The organism is Streptomyces sp. NPDC032126 (assembly GCF_055580085.1).
Map to the genome: position 1 here is coordinate 1 of NZ_JBVIMA010000006.1, position 14,859 is coordinate 14,859.

18 protein-coding genes are annotated in these 14,859 nt (G+C 70.5%); 7 read left to right on the top strand and 11 right to left on the bottom strand.

The features are described from left to right. From ACZ5NW_RS22345 to ACZ5NW_RS22355, 3 genes are all read right to left on the bottom strand, one after another. Nucleotides 1–230: DUF2637 domain-containing protein (locus tag ACZ5NW_RS22345; RefSeq protein WP_468745651.1), on the bottom strand; the 230-nt coding region annotated here is incomplete at its 3' end. A 76-nt stretch (nt 231–306) separates the two neighbouring features. After that, entirely contained in the window at nt 307–1,182 is an 876-nt protein-coding gene (locus ACZ5NW_RS22350) for a DUF3558 family protein (RefSeq protein WP_468745652.1), read from the bottom strand. Between the two features lie 133 nt (nt 1,183–1,315). After that, complete coding sequence (locus ACZ5NW_RS22355; RefSeq protein WP_468745653.1) at nt 1,316–2,125, bottom strand: DUF3558 domain-containing protein; 810 nt, start codon at nt 2,123–2,125, stop codon at nt 1,316–1,318. A gap of 204 nt (nt 2,126–2,329) precedes the next feature. Here ACZ5NW_RS22355 and ACZ5NW_RS22360 point away from each other — a divergent pair, with 204 nt between their 5' ends. Further along, nucleotides 2,330–3,523 (top strand): RtcB family protein, encoded by a 1,194-nt coding sequence (locus ACZ5NW_RS22360; RefSeq protein WP_468745654.1) that lies wholly within the window; start codon nt 2,330–2,332, stop codon nt 3,521–3,523. Nucleotides 3,524–3,563: 40 nt separating this feature from the next. Here ACZ5NW_RS22360 and ACZ5NW_RS22365 read toward each other — a convergent pair whose 3' ends face one another. The 5 genes from ACZ5NW_RS22365 to ACZ5NW_RS22385 form a co-directional block, all read right to left on the bottom strand. Next, entirely contained in the window at nt 3,564–4,397 is an 834-nt protein-coding gene (locus ACZ5NW_RS22365; protein ID WP_468745655.1) for an LAGLIDADG family homing endonuclease, read from the bottom strand. Between the two features lie 144 nt (nt 4,398–4,541). Beyond that, nucleotides 4,542–5,801 carry a GNAT family N-acetyltransferase gene (locus ACZ5NW_RS22370; protein ID WP_468745656.1) on the bottom strand — a complete coding sequence of 420 codons (1,260 nt, stop codon included), beginning with the start codon at nt 5,799–5,801 and terminating at the stop codon, nt 4,542–4,544. A gap of 35 nt (nt 5,802–5,836) precedes the next feature. Then, nucleotides 5,837–6,034, bottom strand: a complete 198-nt coding sequence (locus ACZ5NW_RS22375; protein WP_468745657.1) for a hypothetical protein — start codon at nt 6,032–6,034, stop codon at nt 5,837–5,839. After that, complete coding sequence (locus ACZ5NW_RS22380; RefSeq protein WP_468745658.1) at nt 6,034–6,792, bottom strand: SDR family NAD(P)-dependent oxidoreductase; 759 nt, start codon at nt 6,790–6,792, stop codon at nt 6,034–6,036. The genes ACZ5NW_RS22375 and ACZ5NW_RS22380 overlap by 1 nt, the downstream gene beginning before the upstream one ends. 57 nt (nt 6,793–6,849) lie before the next feature. Beyond that, the gene (locus ACZ5NW_RS22385) at nt 6,850–7,182 is read right to left on the bottom strand and encodes a YnfA family protein (RefSeq protein ID WP_468745659.1); all 333 of its coding nucleotides are present in this window, start codon (nt 7,180–7,182) and stop codon (nt 6,850–6,852) included. A gap of 130 nt (nt 7,183–7,312) precedes the next feature. Between ACZ5NW_RS22385 and ACZ5NW_RS22390 the strand changes: the two genes are divergently transcribed. Both ACZ5NW_RS22390 and ACZ5NW_RS22395 read left to right on the top strand, forming a co-directional pair. Beyond that, on the top strand, nt 7,313–7,777 hold the full coding sequence (locus ACZ5NW_RS22390) for a hypothetical protein (protein WP_468745660.1): 465 nt from the start codon (nt 7,313–7,315) through the stop codon (nt 7,775–7,777). A gap of 89 nt (nt 7,778–7,866) precedes the next feature. After that, complete coding sequence (locus ACZ5NW_RS22395) at nt 7,867–8,340, top strand: MarR family winged helix-turn-helix transcriptional regulator (protein ID WP_468745661.1); 474 nt, start codon at nt 7,867–7,869, stop codon at nt 8,338–8,340. On the opposite strand, the gene ACZ5NW_RS22400 is transcribed toward ACZ5NW_RS22395, so the two are convergent. Next, a complete protein-coding gene (locus tag ACZ5NW_RS22400) occupies nt 8,337–8,783 on the bottom strand; it encodes a winged helix-turn-helix transcriptional regulator (protein ID WP_468745662.1) in 447 nt (148 codons plus the stop codon). The genes ACZ5NW_RS22395 and ACZ5NW_RS22400 overlap by 4 nt on opposite strands. Nucleotides 8,784–8,908: 125 nt before the next feature. Between ACZ5NW_RS22400 and ACZ5NW_RS22405 the strand changes: the two genes are divergently transcribed. Next, a complete protein-coding gene (locus tag ACZ5NW_RS22405) occupies nt 8,909–9,793 on the top strand; it encodes an NADP-dependent oxidoreductase (protein WP_468745663.1) in 885 nt (294 codons plus the stop codon). 52 nt (nt 9,794–9,845) lie between these two features. On the opposite strand, the gene ACZ5NW_RS22410 is transcribed toward ACZ5NW_RS22405, so the two are convergent. Continuing rightward, a complete protein-coding gene (locus ACZ5NW_RS22410; protein ID WP_468745664.1) occupies nt 9,846–11,255 on the bottom strand; it encodes an MFS transporter in 1,410 nt (469 codons plus the stop codon). Between the two features lie 61 nt (nt 11,256–11,316). Continuing rightward, a complete protein-coding gene (locus ACZ5NW_RS22415) occupies nt 11,317–12,138 on the bottom strand; it encodes a helix-turn-helix domain-containing protein (RefSeq protein ID WP_468745665.1) in 822 nt (273 codons plus the stop codon). A gap of 127 nt (nt 12,139–12,265) precedes the next feature. Between ACZ5NW_RS22415 and ACZ5NW_RS22420 the strand changes: the two genes are divergently transcribed. The 3 genes from ACZ5NW_RS22420 (at nt 12,266) to ACZ5NW_RS22430 (ending at nt 14,803) form a co-directional block, all read left to right on the top strand. Further along, the gene (locus tag ACZ5NW_RS22420) at nt 12,266–13,354 is read left to right on the top strand and encodes an LLM class flavin-dependent oxidoreductase (protein ID WP_468745666.1); all 1,089 of its coding nucleotides are present in this window, start codon (nt 12,266–12,268) and stop codon (nt 13,352–13,354) included. Next, nucleotides 13,351–13,947 carry an FMN reductase gene (locus tag ACZ5NW_RS22425; protein ID WP_468745667.1) on the top strand — a complete coding sequence of 199 codons (597 nt, stop codon included), beginning with the start codon at nt 13,351–13,353 and terminating at the stop codon, nt 13,945–13,947. Before ACZ5NW_RS22420 ends, ACZ5NW_RS22425 begins: the two co-directional genes overlap by 4 nt. Nucleotides 13,948–14,071: 124 nt before the next feature. Continuing rightward, nucleotides 14,072–14,803 (top strand): response regulator transcription factor, encoded by a 732-nt coding sequence (locus tag ACZ5NW_RS22430; RefSeq protein ID WP_468746149.1) that lies wholly within the window; start codon nt 14,072–14,074, stop codon nt 14,801–14,803. The last annotated feature ends 56 nt before the right edge of the window (nt 14,804–14,859 follow it).

Sequence of the window (14,859 nt, forward strand, 5' to 3'; positions counted from 1 at the left end):
GGGATGCGGATCCACGTCAGGAGCAGGTCCAGGGCGAGCAGGACACAGATGCCCGCGTCGATGCCGATCGGGAACACATAGGAGAAGTTCCCGAAACCCTTCTTGATCGCCAGCTCTCGGACGGCCGCGTACGAACCGGCGAAGCCGATGCCGGCGATGATCACGGCGCCGGTCACGACCACGCCGATGAGAACGCGGTGCATCCGAGTCAGCTGCAGTGGCGCGGCCACTCGTACTCCCCTCCCATTGCGTGTTGTTGCGCGCAACAGGGTGGCACAAGTGTGCGGCAAACGTATGGCCGGATCGTCAGCTCTTCTGTGAAGCGGAGGACGAAGGGGAGGCCGAAGCGGAGGCGGATGTGGGCGAAGAGGGCTGTGTGGACGCCGACTTGGACGGCGCCGGGGCCGATGCCGCCGTGCCCTCACCATTGGCCGAACGGACCGAGGCAACCGCTTCCTTCGTCGCCTTCTCGGCCAGCTTCACCATCGCCGCCGCGTCCGGAAGCTTCTCCCCGGCCAGCCCCGCGCCGTTGTAGTCGAGCGTCACGACGACGTTCTCGACGCGGGCGACCACCGTCTGCTGCTTGAAGGAGCCTTCCTTCTTCTTCAGGTCGTACCACACCGAGGTCGCCTGGTCGCCGGTGCCGGAGACCTCGTGCGACTTGGTGTTCGTGGCACCGGAGACCGCCTGGTTCTCCTTGACCTGCTTCGCGTAGTACTCCTGGGCGAGCCGGTCGCCGCTGCCCCGCGTCTGGTCGGACTCGAAACGCACCAGGGAGACGTTCATCCAGCGGAACTGCGAGCCCTTGACACCGTTGTTGGCGAGGCTGCTCCAGGAGCAGGACGCGCGGTTGGCGGGATCGTCGGAGGAGCCCGGCTTGCCGGCCTTGGCCTTGGCGACCATGTCCGTCAGGGTCTGCTTGGACAGCACCTCGCACGCCTTCGGCAGCGAGGTGAACGCGGCCGCCTGCACCGTCGGCGCGGCGCTCGCCGGGCTGCCGGGGGAGACGGAGCCGGTGTCCTGCTTGGCGTCCGTGCCGGAGTCGGAGCCGGAGTCCGAGGAGCAGGCCGCGGCGAACAGCAGTACGGGAAGGGCGGCCGCGGCGGCGAGGACGCGGTTCACGCCCCCGGCACGCTTCGCTCGCGGATGGTGCTGGTCGTCTCGCTGGGCTCGTCGCTGCATGGTTCCTTCACTCATGACGCTCGTGGTTCCTGCGGTCGGATCGGGTCCGAGGGGCCACGGTACGCGGTGAAGGAGATGCGCGGTTCCGGTTCACGGGCTTTGCCGGGGCCCGGCCGGCGGAGCGCGAAAGCGGCTAGCCGGCCAGGGAGTCCGCCAGCTGCGAGGCGAGTTTCCTGGCCTTGTCCTGCATTTCCTTGCTGTCCGGGACCGTGCCGACCGTCGCCGGCTGCTCCTCGTACTGGATGGTCACAATGACGTTGGACGTGCGGAACGCCACAGTGATCGTCCGCTGTTTCGCCGTCGAACCGGAGCTGCCGAGGACGTCGTTGAGGAACGCCTCGTCACCGAGGTCGTCCAGAGTGCGGGGCTGGAGGTCGGCGGGGGTGGTGGACGGCGAGGCGGAACCGGACGCCGAAGCGGAACCGGAAGCGGAGGCGGGAGGGGCGGCCGGGGTGCTCGTGGCCGGGGACGTCTCCGGCTGGGACGCGGTGGGCGCCGGGAGGTTCGCCGCGGTCCGCTGCTCGGCGAAGAGGGTCTCGGCCTGGCTGTCGTCGCTGACGGCGTTGTCGTAGGAGACGACGCGTTCGAAGTCGACGGAGAGGTGGTCGGTGGCGGTGGGCGACTCGACCTTCCAGCGGCAGCCGCCCTTGCGGTCGGTGTCGAAGGTGAGGGTGGCGGTGCCGGCGTAGGCGGCGTCGCGCGCGTTCTCGTCGGTGAGCTGCTTGATGCCGGGGAGCAGGGAGTCGAGAGTGCTCCGGCCGACGGCGCCGCAGGGCTCGGGGAGCGTGTCGTACTTGCCGGGCTCGGCGGGGGCGGTGGCCGTGCCGGGCTCTCCGGGGTTGGAGTCGTCGGTGGAGCCGCCGCTGTCCGAGCTGCCGGTGCAGCCGGCGAGGAGCATCGCGAGGAGGGCGGCGACTCCGGGGACGTAAGCCTTCCGCTGCACGGTGCGGATCCTCTCGACGGTGCTCTGTGGGGTTCGGGTCCAGTCTCCCCGCTGGTAATTGGCTTGCCGGGCGGGGGCGGGGCCTGCAGACAATGTGTATCGCACGCAACACCGTGGATGCCGGTCCGCTGTCCAGTTTGTCGACCTTGGCGCCGGTTTTGCGATAAGAGACTTTTGTATGTTCCCCGGGGGATTGAGGACGATATGTCGTACGTAGAGATGCCCGGCGCGAAGGTGCCGATCCGCATGTGGACCGATCCGGCGACGGTCGAGGAGGGCGCGCTGCAGCAGCTGCGCAATGTCGCCACGCTGCCGTGGATCAAGGGCCTGGCGGTCATGCCCGACGTGCACTACGGCAAGGGTGCGACGGTCGGCTCGGTCATCGCCATGCGGGGCGCGGTGTGCCCGGCGGCGGTCGGGGTGGACATCGGCTGCGGGATGTCGGCGGTGCGGACGTCCCTCACGGCGAACGACCTGCCGGGCGATCTGTCCCGGCTGCGCTCGAAGATCGAGCAGGCGATTCCGGTGGGCCGGGGAATGCATGACGACCCGGTCGACCCGGGCCGCTTCCACGGCCTGGCCACGGCCGGCTGGGACGACTTCTGGGGTCGGTTCGACGGGGTCGCGGAGGCGGTGAAGTTCCGCGAGGAACGGGCCACGAAGCAGATGGGCACGCTGGGCAGCGGCAACCACATGATCGAACTGTGTCTGGATCAGTCGGACTCGGTCTGGCTCATGCTGCACTCCGGTTCCCGGAACATCGGGAAGGAACTCGCCGAGCACCACATCGGCGTGGCCCAGAGCCTTCCCCACAACCAGGGTCTGGTCGACCGCGACCTCGCCGTTTTCATCGCGGACACTCCGCAGATGGCTGCGTACCGGAACGATCTGTACTGGGCTCAGGAGTACGCCAAGCACAACCGCGCGATCATGATGGCGCTCCTGAAGGACGTGGTCCGCAAGGAGTTCAAGAAGGCGAAGCCGACCTTCGAACCGGAGATCTCCTGCCACCACAACTACGTGGCGGAGGAGCGGTACGAGGGCATGGACCTGCTGGTCACCCGTAAGGGCGCGATCCGGGCAGGCTCCGGCGAGTTCGGGATCATCCCGGGTTCCATGGGCACCAGTTCGTACATCGTGAAGGGCCTTGGAAACGAGAAGGCATTCAACTCGGCCTCGCACGGGGCGGGCAGGCGTATGAGCCGGAACGCGGCCAAGCGTCACTTCACGGTGAAGGATCTGGAGCAGCAGACGCGGGGCGTCGAGTGCCGTAAGGACTCCGGCGTGCTCGACGAGATTCCCGGCGCCTACAAGAACATCGACCAAGTGATGGAGCAGCAGCGCGATCTTGTCGAGGTCGTGGCGAAGCTGAAGCAGTTCATCTGCGTGAAGGGCTGACGCGGGAAGGCCCCGGTCGGACCGGGGCCTGGCTTGCCGGCTATCGGTCAGCCGGTCTGCGGGCCTGCCCGTTCCGCAGGCGCCAGAGGCGGATGGAGCAGCTCTTCTCCGTGCGGCCGAGCTCCTCGGCCGCTGCGGCGCCGTCGTTCAGTCGCAGCAGTACGCGGTCCTCGTGTCCTGTCCAGCGGCGGCGCTCGGGCGCGATCCGCATGTTTGCCGGGCGGACCCAGGTGTTCAGCGAGTCGGCTGCGGTCTTCTTGCGTTCCAGAGCCAGGCAGCCGTCGTAGTAGAGGTCGGCTGCCAGTTTCTGGGCGTTCTCGTTCGTGTAGAGGATGTTGAAGACGCCGTCTCGCGCATTGCGCTTGAGCGTGCGCTCGGCCCCGGTGATCTTTCCTGCGTAGAAGCGCAGGTAGGCAGCGATGGCCGTGCTGGCTGTCGTCAGGCTGACGAACGGGAAGCCCTTGCTGGTGTACCCCACTGAGCCATCCGCGTCGATGATGCCGCGCAGGTAGTCGCGGTGCGCGAACTCGCCCTGCGGTGGAGCGATCGTCTTCGACTTGCGGCCGTAGGGCAGGCCCAGTTCGTGGATCAGGGTCCTGGCTTCCAGGGCGCACAGCGTCCACGTCGCCGATGTGTGGGTCTCGGCGAAGTTCGTGGAGCGGGTGCGATGGGCGATGTTGCTGTGATACGGCGTCAGGTTCTGGAACGTGTGCAGCAGCCCGACGTCACGGGCGCCGATCTCCACGCTCAGACGCCCCTTCTGGCCTGCTCCCTTTGCCAGGTGTCCGTCGGCCTGCAGAAAGCCGAACATGTAGGCGTACTCGGGGACTGTCAGGTCCATGAACCGGTGGGCGATAGGCTCGCAGTCAGCCATGTGGAAGCTGATCCTTCCTGCTGGTCAGGCCCTCGGTCGGGATGCCGGTCCCGGGCGAGGGCCGTCTGTTCGCGGGTGGTGCGGCGAGCCTAGATCGCCCGTTCGCTCTCCGTTCGGGTGATCGATGGCGTTCACCCTTGCGGGCTAATTCAGCCGCTTCTCCAGCAGTGTCACCGCGTACGGGCTGCCCTGGCCGTCTGTTTTGGCCTGTTGTTCTCCTACGCGGGTGTAGCCCGCCGACTCGTAGTACGCGCGGAGGCGGGGGTTGGTGGAGAGGCAGTCCAGGCGGGCGTAGGGGCGGCCGGTCGCCGCTATGCGGGCTTCCGCCTCGGTCAGCATCCTGCGGCCGGTGCCGGGTGGGGTGGTGTGGGGGACGGTCATCAGGCGGTGGATGTAGCCGGCCTCCGGGGAGCGGGGGCCCCAGGCCGCCGGGTCGTCCCACCAGATCTCCCAGGCGCCGGTCAGGTGCTCTCCGGCGTGGGCCAGCCAGACCTCGCCCTCCCGCATGCGGTGGCGGAAGTGGGCCTCGTCCTTCGCGCCCGGCTGCCATTGGGCGATGTCCCGGGACCGCTGCCACAGGGCCGACGTGTCGTACAGACGGCTCAGGGCGCGGGCGTCCTCGGGGGTCGCCCTGCGGTACGTCAACTCCGGCCACCGCGTGGGGATGTCCTCCAGGAACTGCGCGCGGAGGGCTTCCTTGAGGGCGGTCGGGTCCAGGGACAGGGCCTGCCGCACATACCCGTCGACCGAGCCGTAGCGGGACCTCAGGGCCGACAGGAACAGGCGCATGACCTCGGGCGGGGTGTGCGGGTAGGCCCGCCAGGTCGGTGTGCGGCCGTTGTTCCGCCGCGTCCAGTCGGCCAGCAGGCCCGGTACCGCCAGTTCCGTGAGGGTGAAGTCCTCGACCACCGTCCGCTCGTCCACGCCGAGCAGGGAGAGGACCAGGGCGGCCGTCTGGCCGGTGCGGTCCTTGCCGGACGCGCAGTGGAAGACCAGGGGGCGCTTCGCTTCCGCGATCAGTTCGAGCGTCTCGCGGATCTCCTTCGTGCCGTCCTCCGCGACCTCCATGAAGCGTGCCGAGAGGTACGGGCCCGGGTCGATGTCCGGGGCCAGGGACGCCTGTTCGTACGGGCGGTGCTCGATGCTCAGGTTGTGGTACGCGAAGGACGCGTCGTCCGGGACGCGGCCCGCCCGCTCGATCTCCCACGGGTAGCGCAGGTCGATCACCGTGCCGATGCCCAGGGACAGGAAGCGGGTCCAGTCCGGGGTGCCGGGGCGGAGCTTGCCCAGGGAGTCCGAGCGGTAGAGGCGGCCGGGGCGGACGCGGTGGCGGCCGTCCGCCGTGCGATAGCCGCCCAGGTCGCGGAAGTTGTGCAGGGCCTCGAAGGGTATGTGTCTGTCCACTCCGTCAGTCTTACCCGCGGACGGACTCAAGATCGCTACTTGGCGTGCATGACCGCGTAGATCATCACGAACGCGACGACGTGGATGCCGAAGAGGAAGTACGCGAGGAAGTACCACATCTTGCGCTCGTTGCGCGTCTCCTCGGCGAGGCGGGCCTTCTCGGCCGCCCTCGCCGGGGAGATCTCCGGCGTGGCCTCGGGCGTGGCCTCCGGGGTGCCGCCCTGATCGCCCATCACAGTTCCCGGTGCACCTTGGTGTTGGACGCCTGGGCGCGCGGGCGCAGCACCAGGAGGTCGACGTTGACATGGCTGGGGCGGGTGATCGCCCAGGTGATGGTCTCCGCCACGTCGTCGGCGGTCAGCGGCTCGGCGACGCCCGCGTAGACCTTCTCCGCCTTCTCCCGGTCGCCGCCGAAGCGGGTCAGCGCGAACTCGTCGGTCTTCACCATGCCGGGCGCGATCTCGATCACCCGGACCGGCTTGCCGACGATCTCCAGCCGGAGCGTCTCGGCGAGCACGTGCGCGCCGTGCTTGGCGGCGACATAACCGCCGCCGCCCTCGTACGTGCCGTGGCCGGCCGTCGACGACACCACGACCACCGTGCCGTCGCCGCTCGCCTCCAGCTTGGGCAGGAGGGCCTGGGTGAGGTTGAGGGTGCCGATGACGTTCGTCTCGTACATCGTGCGCCAGTCGTCCGGGTCGCCGGTCGCGACGGGGTCCGCGCCGAGCGCGCCGCCCGCGTTGTTGACCAGGACGGCGATCGTCCTGAACGCCGTCGCGAACTCGTCCACCGCCGTGCGGTCGGTCACGTCCAGGCGGTACGCCGTCGCCGAGCCGCCCGCCTCGTTGATCTCCTTGGCGAGGGCCTCGATGCGGTCTTCCCTGCGGGCCGTGAGGACGACTCGGTAGCCGCTTGCCGCCAGGTGGCGGGCTGTGGCTGCGCCGATGCCGCTGCTGGCGCCGGTTACTACCGCTATCCGGGACGGGGCCATGTGTTGCTCCTCGGCGGGCTTCGTTGTGCGGCTTGGTCGTGCCAAGGATAGGTGGCCCTAGTTTCTGGGTGCCCACATGATCACTGCCATCCCCAGCAGGCAGATCGATGCTCCCGTCACGTCCCAGCGGTCGGGACGGTAGCCGTCCGCCAGCGCGCCCCACAGGAGCGAGCCCGCCACGAAGACGCCTCCGTAGGCCGCCAGGACGCGGCCGAAGTGGGCGTCGGGCTGGAACGTGGCCACGAAGCCGTACGCGCCCAGCGCCAGGACGCCGCCGCTGATCCACAGCAGGCCGCGGTGTTCGCGCAGGCCCTGCCAGACCAGCCACGCGCCGCCGATCTCGAACACGGCGGCGACGACGAACAGGGCGGCGGAGCGGAGGATCGACATGCGGGCAGCTTCGCACGGCGATCCGTATGGCCGGTCCGTGTCACCTGATGGACGGCGCCTGTGCGGCCACGGGCGTGGCATACATCCGTACGACCCAGGTGAGGGCGTCGGCCGGTGAGGAGTGGGTGGCATGCGCGGGACGATGGTGGGTGCGGTCGTGGTGGCGGTCGTCGGTTGTCTCGCCGGGCCCGCCGGGGCGGCCGGCCCGCCCGAGGCCGATCTCTCGTATCACGGGTACGCCGTGCTGGACGGGGGGCGGGTGGATGTGCGGCTGACCCCGCGCAATCACGGTCCCTCGGACGTCGGCGACGCGACCGTACGGCTGCGCTGGTCGGTGCCGCTCGACGAGCGCGAGCCGTCGTTGCCGCAGGGATGCGCGCGGACGGGGACGCGGGACGTCGTGTGCCGGACGGGGGAGCTGGTCGCCGACGGGCTGGGGGAGCAGATCGCGCTGGGGGTGTGGCTGCGGGGGCGGCCGAGCGAGGTGACGCTGGAGATCGACACCCTGTGGGGCGGCGGGGCGCAGGACCGCGATCGGGGGAACGACCGGCAGCGGGTGCTGGTGCTGGACACGGGGGATCCGTACTACTTCTGAACCATGTCACCGGGCTCGGCGGCAGGGTTTCTGCGTCGTACGATTTCTGTGTCGCGCAAGGGATGGCGCAAGAGATGGAGGGGCTGGGGATGTCCGGGGACTCAAGGGCTCGGCTGCTGGACGAACTGGCCACCGTCTCGCGGCGGTACATGGCCTCCTACGCCCTCTTCAACCAGGCCGTCGCCGATCACATCGGGCTGCACCCGACCGATCTGCAGTGCCTGAACCTGCTCACGCTGGAGTCCGAGCCGGTCACCACCGGGCGGGTGGCCGAGCTCACCGGGCTGACGACGGGGTCGGCGACGCGGCTGGTGGACCGGCTGGAGCGGGCGGGGTACGTCCGCCGGGAGCGGGACGCCGACGACCGGCGCAAGGTGCTGGTGGTGACCGTGCCGGAGAAGATCGCCGAGTTCGGCCGGATGTGGGACCGGCTCGGCGGCACCTGGTCCGCCCTCTTCGACGACCTGGACGAGCGGGAACTCGCCGTGGTCGTACGGCACATGCACCGGACCGTCGAGCTGAGCGGCGAGCAGATCGCCCGGCTGCGGGAGGGGCGGGTCTAGACCCCGGCCCGGACCGGCTGGTCCCCCTGGTTCTCCGGGGTTTCCTCGGTTTCCGCGTCGTAGCGTTCGCGGGCCGCGTGGACCTCGTCGAAGTGGGTCTCCGCCCAGTCCTTCACGGCCGTGAGCAGCAGGGCCAGGCTGTGGCCGAGGGGGGTGAGCTCGTAGTCGACGCGGACCGGGACCGACGGGGTGACCGTGCGGGTGATGAGGCCGTCGCGCTCCAGGGTGCGCAGGGTCTGGGTGAGCATCTTCGGGCTGACGCCGGCGATCTTGCGGCCGAGGTCGCTGTAGCGCATGGGCCCGGTGGAGAGGGCGGCGACGACCAGGCTGACCCACTTGTCGCTGAGGCGGCCGAGGAGCTGGTTGGTGGGGCAGGCCCTGATGAAGGCGTCGTACTCGGCCCGTGCCTGTTCGCGGCGCTGGGCCGCGGTCATCGTCGCCATGGCTTCCCTCCGGGGTATGTACGCACCTCTGGGTAACTACTTCCGAATAGATAGTACCCCTTCCTAGGGTTGTCACTGCGGGAACGAAACCAAGACGAACCCGCCGAATCCATAAGGGAGTTGACATGCGTGCAGCAGTGGTGAGGACGTTCGGCGGCCCCGAGGTCGTCGAGATCGTCGACGCGGAGCTGCCGGAGCCGGCCGCGCGGCAGGTGCGGATCAAGGTGGCCGCCGCCACCCTCAATCCGGTGGACGCCGGTGTGCGGTCCGGTGTCTTCGGTGGCGCCGGCAAGCAGATCGGGCTCGGCTGGGATGTCGCCGGGACCGTCGACGCGACCGGCGTCGCGAGCGCGTGGAGCGTCGGTGACGAGGTCGTGGCGCTCTACTACGGGGTGGAGAAGCCGCTCGGTACGCACGCCGAGTACGTCGTGGTGGACACCGATGCGGTGGCGAAGGCGCCGGCCTCGGTCGACACGGTACGGGCGGCGACGGTGCCGCTGAACGGGCTGACCGCCGTACAGGCCCTGGATCTGCTGGAGTTGACGTCCGGTCAGTCCCTGCTGGTGACGGGGGCCGCGGGGGCGGTGGGCGCGTACGCCGTCGAACTCGCCGTGCGCAGGGGCGTCGCCGTGAGCGGGCTGGCGCGGGAAGGCGACGCGGAGTTCGTGCGGTCGTTGGGGGCCTCGCATGTCGTCGAGGGGGCGGCCGGGGCGTACGACGCGGTCCTGGACGCCGCCGTGTTGGGGGAGCCGGCGCTGTCGTGGGTGCGGGACGGGGGCGCGTATGTGGGGGTGATTCCGCAGGCGCAGCCCGAGTCCGTGCGGGGGATTCGGACCGGGGCGGTCGAGGTGAGCGCCGACGGGGCGCGGCTGGCGGAGCTGGTGCGGATGGTGGACGCGGGGGAGCTGACGCTCCGGGTCGCCGAGACGTTCGGGCTGGAGGATGCGGTGAAGGCTCACGCTCGGCTTGCTGAGGGTGGGGTTCGCGGGCGCCTTGTGTTGGTGCCTTGATCTGTGGCGGGGCGAGGCGGGCCGGGTGCGGGTTCGTTGTGGCTGGTCGCGCTCACGTCTCTTGGGTCTTTCGCGGCAGGAGGCGGACCAACAGCATGCACGCCGCCAGTGAGATCGCCACCGCCGTCAAGCTCACCGTTGCCGCGTGGGTTTCGCCCCCGGTGTGGAAGTAGAGCGTCGTCATCGCCGCTGCGCCCATCGCGTTGGCCAGTTGTTGTACCGCGTTGAGGGAGCCGCTGGCGCTGCCCGCCTCCTCGGGGGCTATGTCGCCGATCGTCATGTCGTAGATCGTGCCGAAGCAGGCGCCCATGCCCGTGCCGGTCAGCAGCAGGGGCGTTACGAAGGCCCAACTGCCCGTGGTGTCCGTGGAGATGAGGGCCAGGAGCCAGCCGCAGCCCGCCAGGATCAGCAGCAGGCCCGTCGCGATGAGGCGGCGGCCCAGGGTGTGGATCAGGCGATGGCAGGCGATCGAGGCGATGACGATGCCGGCGGAGAGCGGAATGAGGGCCGCGGCGGTGGAGGCGGGGGAGCGGCCCAGGCCGCGCTGGAAGTAGAGGGAGATGACGTAGAGCAGGCCGGAGATCGCGGCGAAGGCGACGACACCGAGGATCAGGCCGGAGGTGAAGCCGCGGTTGCGCAGGAGGGTGGGGCGGATCAGCGGGTGGGCGGCCGTGCGCTGGCGGTGGCAGAAGGCGAGGAACAGGGCCGCGCCGAGGGTCAGCAGGGCGAGGGGGCGGGCGCCCCAGTCGTGTTCCGGGCCGTCGATCAGTCCGCCGAGCAGGCCGAGCATGGCACCGGAGAGCAGGGCGGCGCCGGGTGCGTCGAGCGGGGTCCCGCGGGTGCCGGTGTCGCGGGGGAGCAGGCGGAGGGCGGCGAGGAGGGCGCCGCCACCGAGGAGCAGGTTGATGAGGAACATGGGGCGCCAGCCGAGGCCGGCGAGGTCGGCGTCCATGAGGAACGCGGCGAGGATCGGGCCGCCGACGGCGGACAGGCCCATGACCGGGCCGAAGACGCTGAAGGCCTTGCCGATCTGGTCGCGGGGCCAGGTGGCGCCGAGGATGCCGAAGCCCTGGGGGATGACCAGTGCTCCGAAGGCGCCCTGGACGAGGCGGGCCAGGACGAGGGTGGTGGGGGTCGGGGCGAGGCCGCAGGCGAGGGAGGCGGCGGTGAAGCCCGTGAGGCCGATGAGGAAGAGGCGCCGGCGGCCGTACCTGTCGCCGAGGCGGGCGCCGGGGACGAGCAGGACGCCGAGGGCGAGGGCGTAGGCGGCGCCGAGCCACTGGATGAGCGCGGCGCCGCCGCCCAGGTCGGCGCTGATGGTGGGGGCGGCGATGGTGGTGATCGTCGCGTCGAGGAGGTCCAGGACGTCGGCGGCGAGGATCACGGCGAGGATCGCCCAGCGGGTGCGGGCGGCGAGGGCGGCGGATGGACTGGCATCTGTGTCGTGCAATATCTGCGTCACGCAGATAAATATCCAGGGTGACCCGCTCGCCGTCAAGCCGGTAAAGGTCACGCGGGTCGTGTCACGCCGGTGGCGCGGTCCTCGTGGCGTAGGCGGTGGGCGGCACGCCGACCGTCGTCGTGAAGTCGCGGACCAGGTGGGCCTGGTCGGCGTAGCCGAGGTCGGCGGCGAGGGCGGACCAGTCCACGTCCCGGTCGGTCTCGGCCCGCTCCAGCGCCTCGTGGATGCGGTAGCGCAGGATGACCCACTTCGGGCCGACGCCGACGTACCCGGCGAACAGGCGCTGCAGCAGTCGTACGGACAGCCCCTCGGTGCGGGCGAGGTCGGCGACGCGGCGGATCGTGCGGTCGGTGCGGACGCGGTCGACCAGGGCGGTGGCGAGGTCGGCCTGGGGATCGGGGCGAAGGGAGAGGGCGAGGAGGTGGGCGTCCAGGGCGGCGACGCGGGCGGACTCGTCGTCCGGCGCGAGGACGGCGCGGACGGCGGCCGGAGTGGCGGCCGGGAAGGCGTCGGGGAAGTGGATCCGCCGGCCCGTCCACGCGCTCACCGGGTGGTCCGGGGCGAAGGGGCGGAAGGCGCCGGGGCGGAACTTGATGCCGCAGACCCGCCCCCGCCCCTCCAATTTCTGGGTGAAGAGGCCGGACGGGATGCCCGCGAGCTCGACGAAGGGCTCCTGGCCCGCGAGCCGCTGGAAGACGAGATGGACCACGGGGTGCGGGACCACGTGCGAGACGTACGGCTCGGGCAGGTCCCAGTCGATCAGCCAGTAGTGCTCGACGTAGCGGCGCAGGGGCTCGGCGGGCTCGGGGCGGCGGAACTCCACGTGGGCGAGGAAGGCCGCGGCGCCGACGATGCCTCGGTGGTCACGGCGTGGGGCGGTCATGCCGGAAGGGTAGGGCGGGGCACTGACAGCGGGCGGAGTGCGGGGGCGGAGGCGTTCGGAATACACGGGACGTGGGCGTGGTTTCCGGGTATAGTTGAACGGTCAACAACCTGGAGGGTGAGCGACCATGCAGTTCGGGATCTTCACGGTCGGCGATGTCACGCCGGACCCCACCACGGGGCGTACGCCGACCGAGCGCGAGCGGATCAAGGCCATGGTCGCCATCGCGCTGAAGGCCGAGGAGGTCGGCCTGGACGTCTTCGCGACCGGCGAGCACCACAACCCGCCGTTCGTGCCGTCCTCGCCGACGACCATGCTCGGATACGTCGCCGCGCGGACCGAGAAGCTGATCCTCTCGACGTCGACGACGCTGATCACCACGAACGACCCGGTGAAGATCGCCGAGGACTACGCGATGCTCCAGCACCTCGCCGACGGGCGGGTCGACCTGATGATGGGGCGCGGCAACACCGGTCCGGTCTACCCGTGGTTCGGGCAGGACATCCGCCAGGGCATCAACCTGGCGATAGAGAACTACGCGCTGCTGCGCCGCCTGTGGCGCGAGGACGTCGTGAACTGGGAGGGGAAGTTCCGCACCCCGCTGCAGGGCTTCACCTCGACGCCCCGCCCGCTGGACGGCGTACCGCCGTTCGTCTGGCACGGCTCCATCCGCTCCCCGGAGATCGCCGAACAGGCCGCGTACTACGGCGACGGCTTCTTCCACAACAACATCTTCTGGCCGGCCGACCACACCAAGCGGATGGTCGAGCTGTACCGGGAGCGGTACGCGCACTACGGGCACGGGACGGCGGAGCAGGCGATCGTCGGGCTCGGCGGGCAGGTCTTCATGCGGAAGAACTCCCAGGACGCGATACGGGAGTTCCGGCCGTACTTCGACGAGGCGCCGGTCTACGGGCACGGGCCCTCGCTGGAGGACTTCACGCAGCAGACGCCGCTGACCGTCGGATCGCCGCAGCAGGTGATCGAGAAGACCCTATCCTTCCGGGAGTACGCCGGTGACTACCAGCGTCAGCTGTTCCTGGTGGACCACGCGGGGCTGCCGCTGAAGACGGTGCTGGAGCAGATCGACATGCTGGGTGAGGAGGTCGTGCCGGTGCTGCGCAAGGAGTTCGCGATCGGGCGGCCGGAGAGTGTGCCGGAGGCGCCGACGCACGCGTCGCTGCTGGCCGCGGCACGGACGGAGGCTGTGGCATGAGGCTCGTGGTGGTGTCGGCGGGGCTGAGCGTGCCGTCGTCGACCCGGCTGCTGGCGGACCGGCTGGCCGCGGCGGTCGGCCGTCGGACGCCGGTGGACGTCGAGGTCGTGGAGCTGCGGGAGCTCGCGGTGGAGATCGCGCACAACTTCACCAACGGGTTCGCGGGGCCGGCGCTGGCCGCCGCACAGGAGGCGGTGACCGGGGCGGACGGCCTGATCGTCGTGACACCGGTGTTCTCGGCGTCGTACAGCGGGCTGTTCAAGTCCTTCTTCGACGTGCTGGAACCGGGGGCGCTGGCGGGCAAGCCGGTGCTGATCGCGGCGACCGGGGGCACGGCCCGGCACTCCCTGGTGCTGGAGCACGCGCTGCGGCCCCTGTTCGCCCACCTCAAGGCGGTCGTCGTCCCGACCGGTGTCTACGCGGCCTCGGAGGACTGGGGCGCGGAGGGACTGGACGGGCGGATCGACCGGGCGGCGGGCGAGCTGGCCGGGTTGATGCGGGGCCTGACCGGGACCCGGCCAGTGGTGAAGGACGCCCTTGAGATGATCCCCTTCGCGGACCAGCTGGCGGCCTTGACCGAAGCCACGCACTGACCGCCGGCCGGCGCGCCGGGACCGGGGCCGATCGGTGAGAGCCCAGTAAGAAGGGTGACCCCGACTGGCCCCGTGCGGCTGAACCGTCCGAGGCACGTGCAGACTGGGGAGCGTGCCTCAGACCGTGCTGCTAGCCGAAGACGACCGTGCCATCCGGCATGCCCTCGAACGGGCCCTCACCCTGGAGGGCTACCAGGTCATCGCGGTCGCCGACGGAGTCGAGGCGCTCGCGCAGGCGCACACCAACCCGCCGGACGTGCTGGTCCTCGATGTGATGATGCCGGGGATCGACGGCCTCCAGGTGTGCCGCGTCCTGCGCGCGGAAGGCGACCGCACCCCGATCCTCATGCTCACCGCCCTCGTCGAGACCGCCGACCGCATCGCCGGTCTCGACGCCGGCGCCGACGACTACGTCGTCAAGCCGTTCGACGTGGAAGAGGTCTTCGCCCGCCTGAGGGCCCTGCTCCGCCGCACCAGCCCCGACACCGCCCCCGGTACCCCCGCCGCGTCCGCCCCCGCCGGACCCAGGGAGCAGCAGCCCGCCCCCGTCCCCGCGCGGCACGTCCAGGCCGCCGGCCTGCGGATGGACCCCCAGGCCCGCCGCGCCTGGCGCGGCTCGCGCGAGCTGGAGCTGACCCGCACCGAGTTCGAGCTGCTGGAACTCCTCGTACGCAACGCCGGGATCGTCCTCGACCACGCCACGATCTACGACCGGATCTGGGGCTACGACTTCGGACCCGGCTCCAAGAACCTGGCCGTCTACGTCGGCTACCTCCGCCGCAAGCTCGACGAGCCCGGCGCCCCGCAGCTGATCCACACCGTCCGCGGCGTGGGGTACGTCCTGCGGGAGGACTGAGTGCCGGCCGGCCGCCGCTCGCACTGGTCGCGCATCTCGCGCCGGGCGCGTCGGTC

Coding starts and splice junctions, on each gene's coding strand:
- ACZ5NW_RS22350 (WP_468745652.1), bottom strand. CDS start 1,182: ATGCAGCGACGAGCCCAGCGAGACGACCAGCACCATCCGCGAGCGAAG.
- ACZ5NW_RS22360 (WP_468745654.1), top strand. CDS start 2,330: ATGTCGTACGTAGAGATGCCCGGCGCGAAGGTGCCGATCCGCATGTGG.
- ACZ5NW_RS22365 (WP_468745655.1), bottom strand. CDS start 4,397: ATGGCTGACTGCGAGCCTATCGCCCACCGGTTCATGGACCTGACAGTC.
- ACZ5NW_RS22375 (WP_468745657.1), bottom strand. CDS start 6,034: ATGGGCGATCAGGGCGGCACCCCGGAGGCCACGCCCGAGGCCACGCCG.
- ACZ5NW_RS22380 (WP_468745658.1), bottom strand. CDS start 6,792: ATGGCCCCGTCCCGGATAGCGGTAGTAACCGGCGCCAGCAGCGGCATC.
- ACZ5NW_RS22385 (WP_468745659.1), bottom strand. CDS start 7,182: ATGTCGATCCTCCGCTCCGCCGCCCTGTTCGTCGTCGCCGCCGTGTTC.
- ACZ5NW_RS22390 (WP_468745660.1), top strand. CDS start 7,313: ATGCGCGGGACGATGGTGGGTGCGGTCGTGGTGGCGGTCGTCGGTTGT.
- ACZ5NW_RS22395 (WP_468745661.1), top strand. CDS start 7,867: ATGTCCGGGGACTCAAGGGCTCGGCTGCTGGACGAACTGGCCACCGTC.
- ACZ5NW_RS22400 (WP_468745662.1), bottom strand. CDS start 8,783: ATGGCGACGATGACCGCGGCCCAGCGCCGCGAACAGGCACGGGCCGAG.
- ACZ5NW_RS22405 (WP_468745663.1), top strand. CDS start 8,909: ATGCGTGCAGCAGTGGTGAGGACGTTCGGCGGCCCCGAGGTCGTCGAG.
- ACZ5NW_RS22415 (WP_468745665.1), bottom strand. CDS start 12,138: ATGACCGCCCCACGCCGTGACCACCGAGGCATCGTCGGCGCCGCGGCC.
- ACZ5NW_RS22420 (WP_468745666.1), top strand. CDS start 12,266: ATGCAGTTCGGGATCTTCACGGTCGGCGATGTCACGCCGGACCCCACC.
- ACZ5NW_RS22425 (WP_468745667.1), top strand. CDS start 13,351: ATGAGGCTCGTGGTGGTGTCGGCGGGGCTGAGCGTGCCGTCGTCGACC.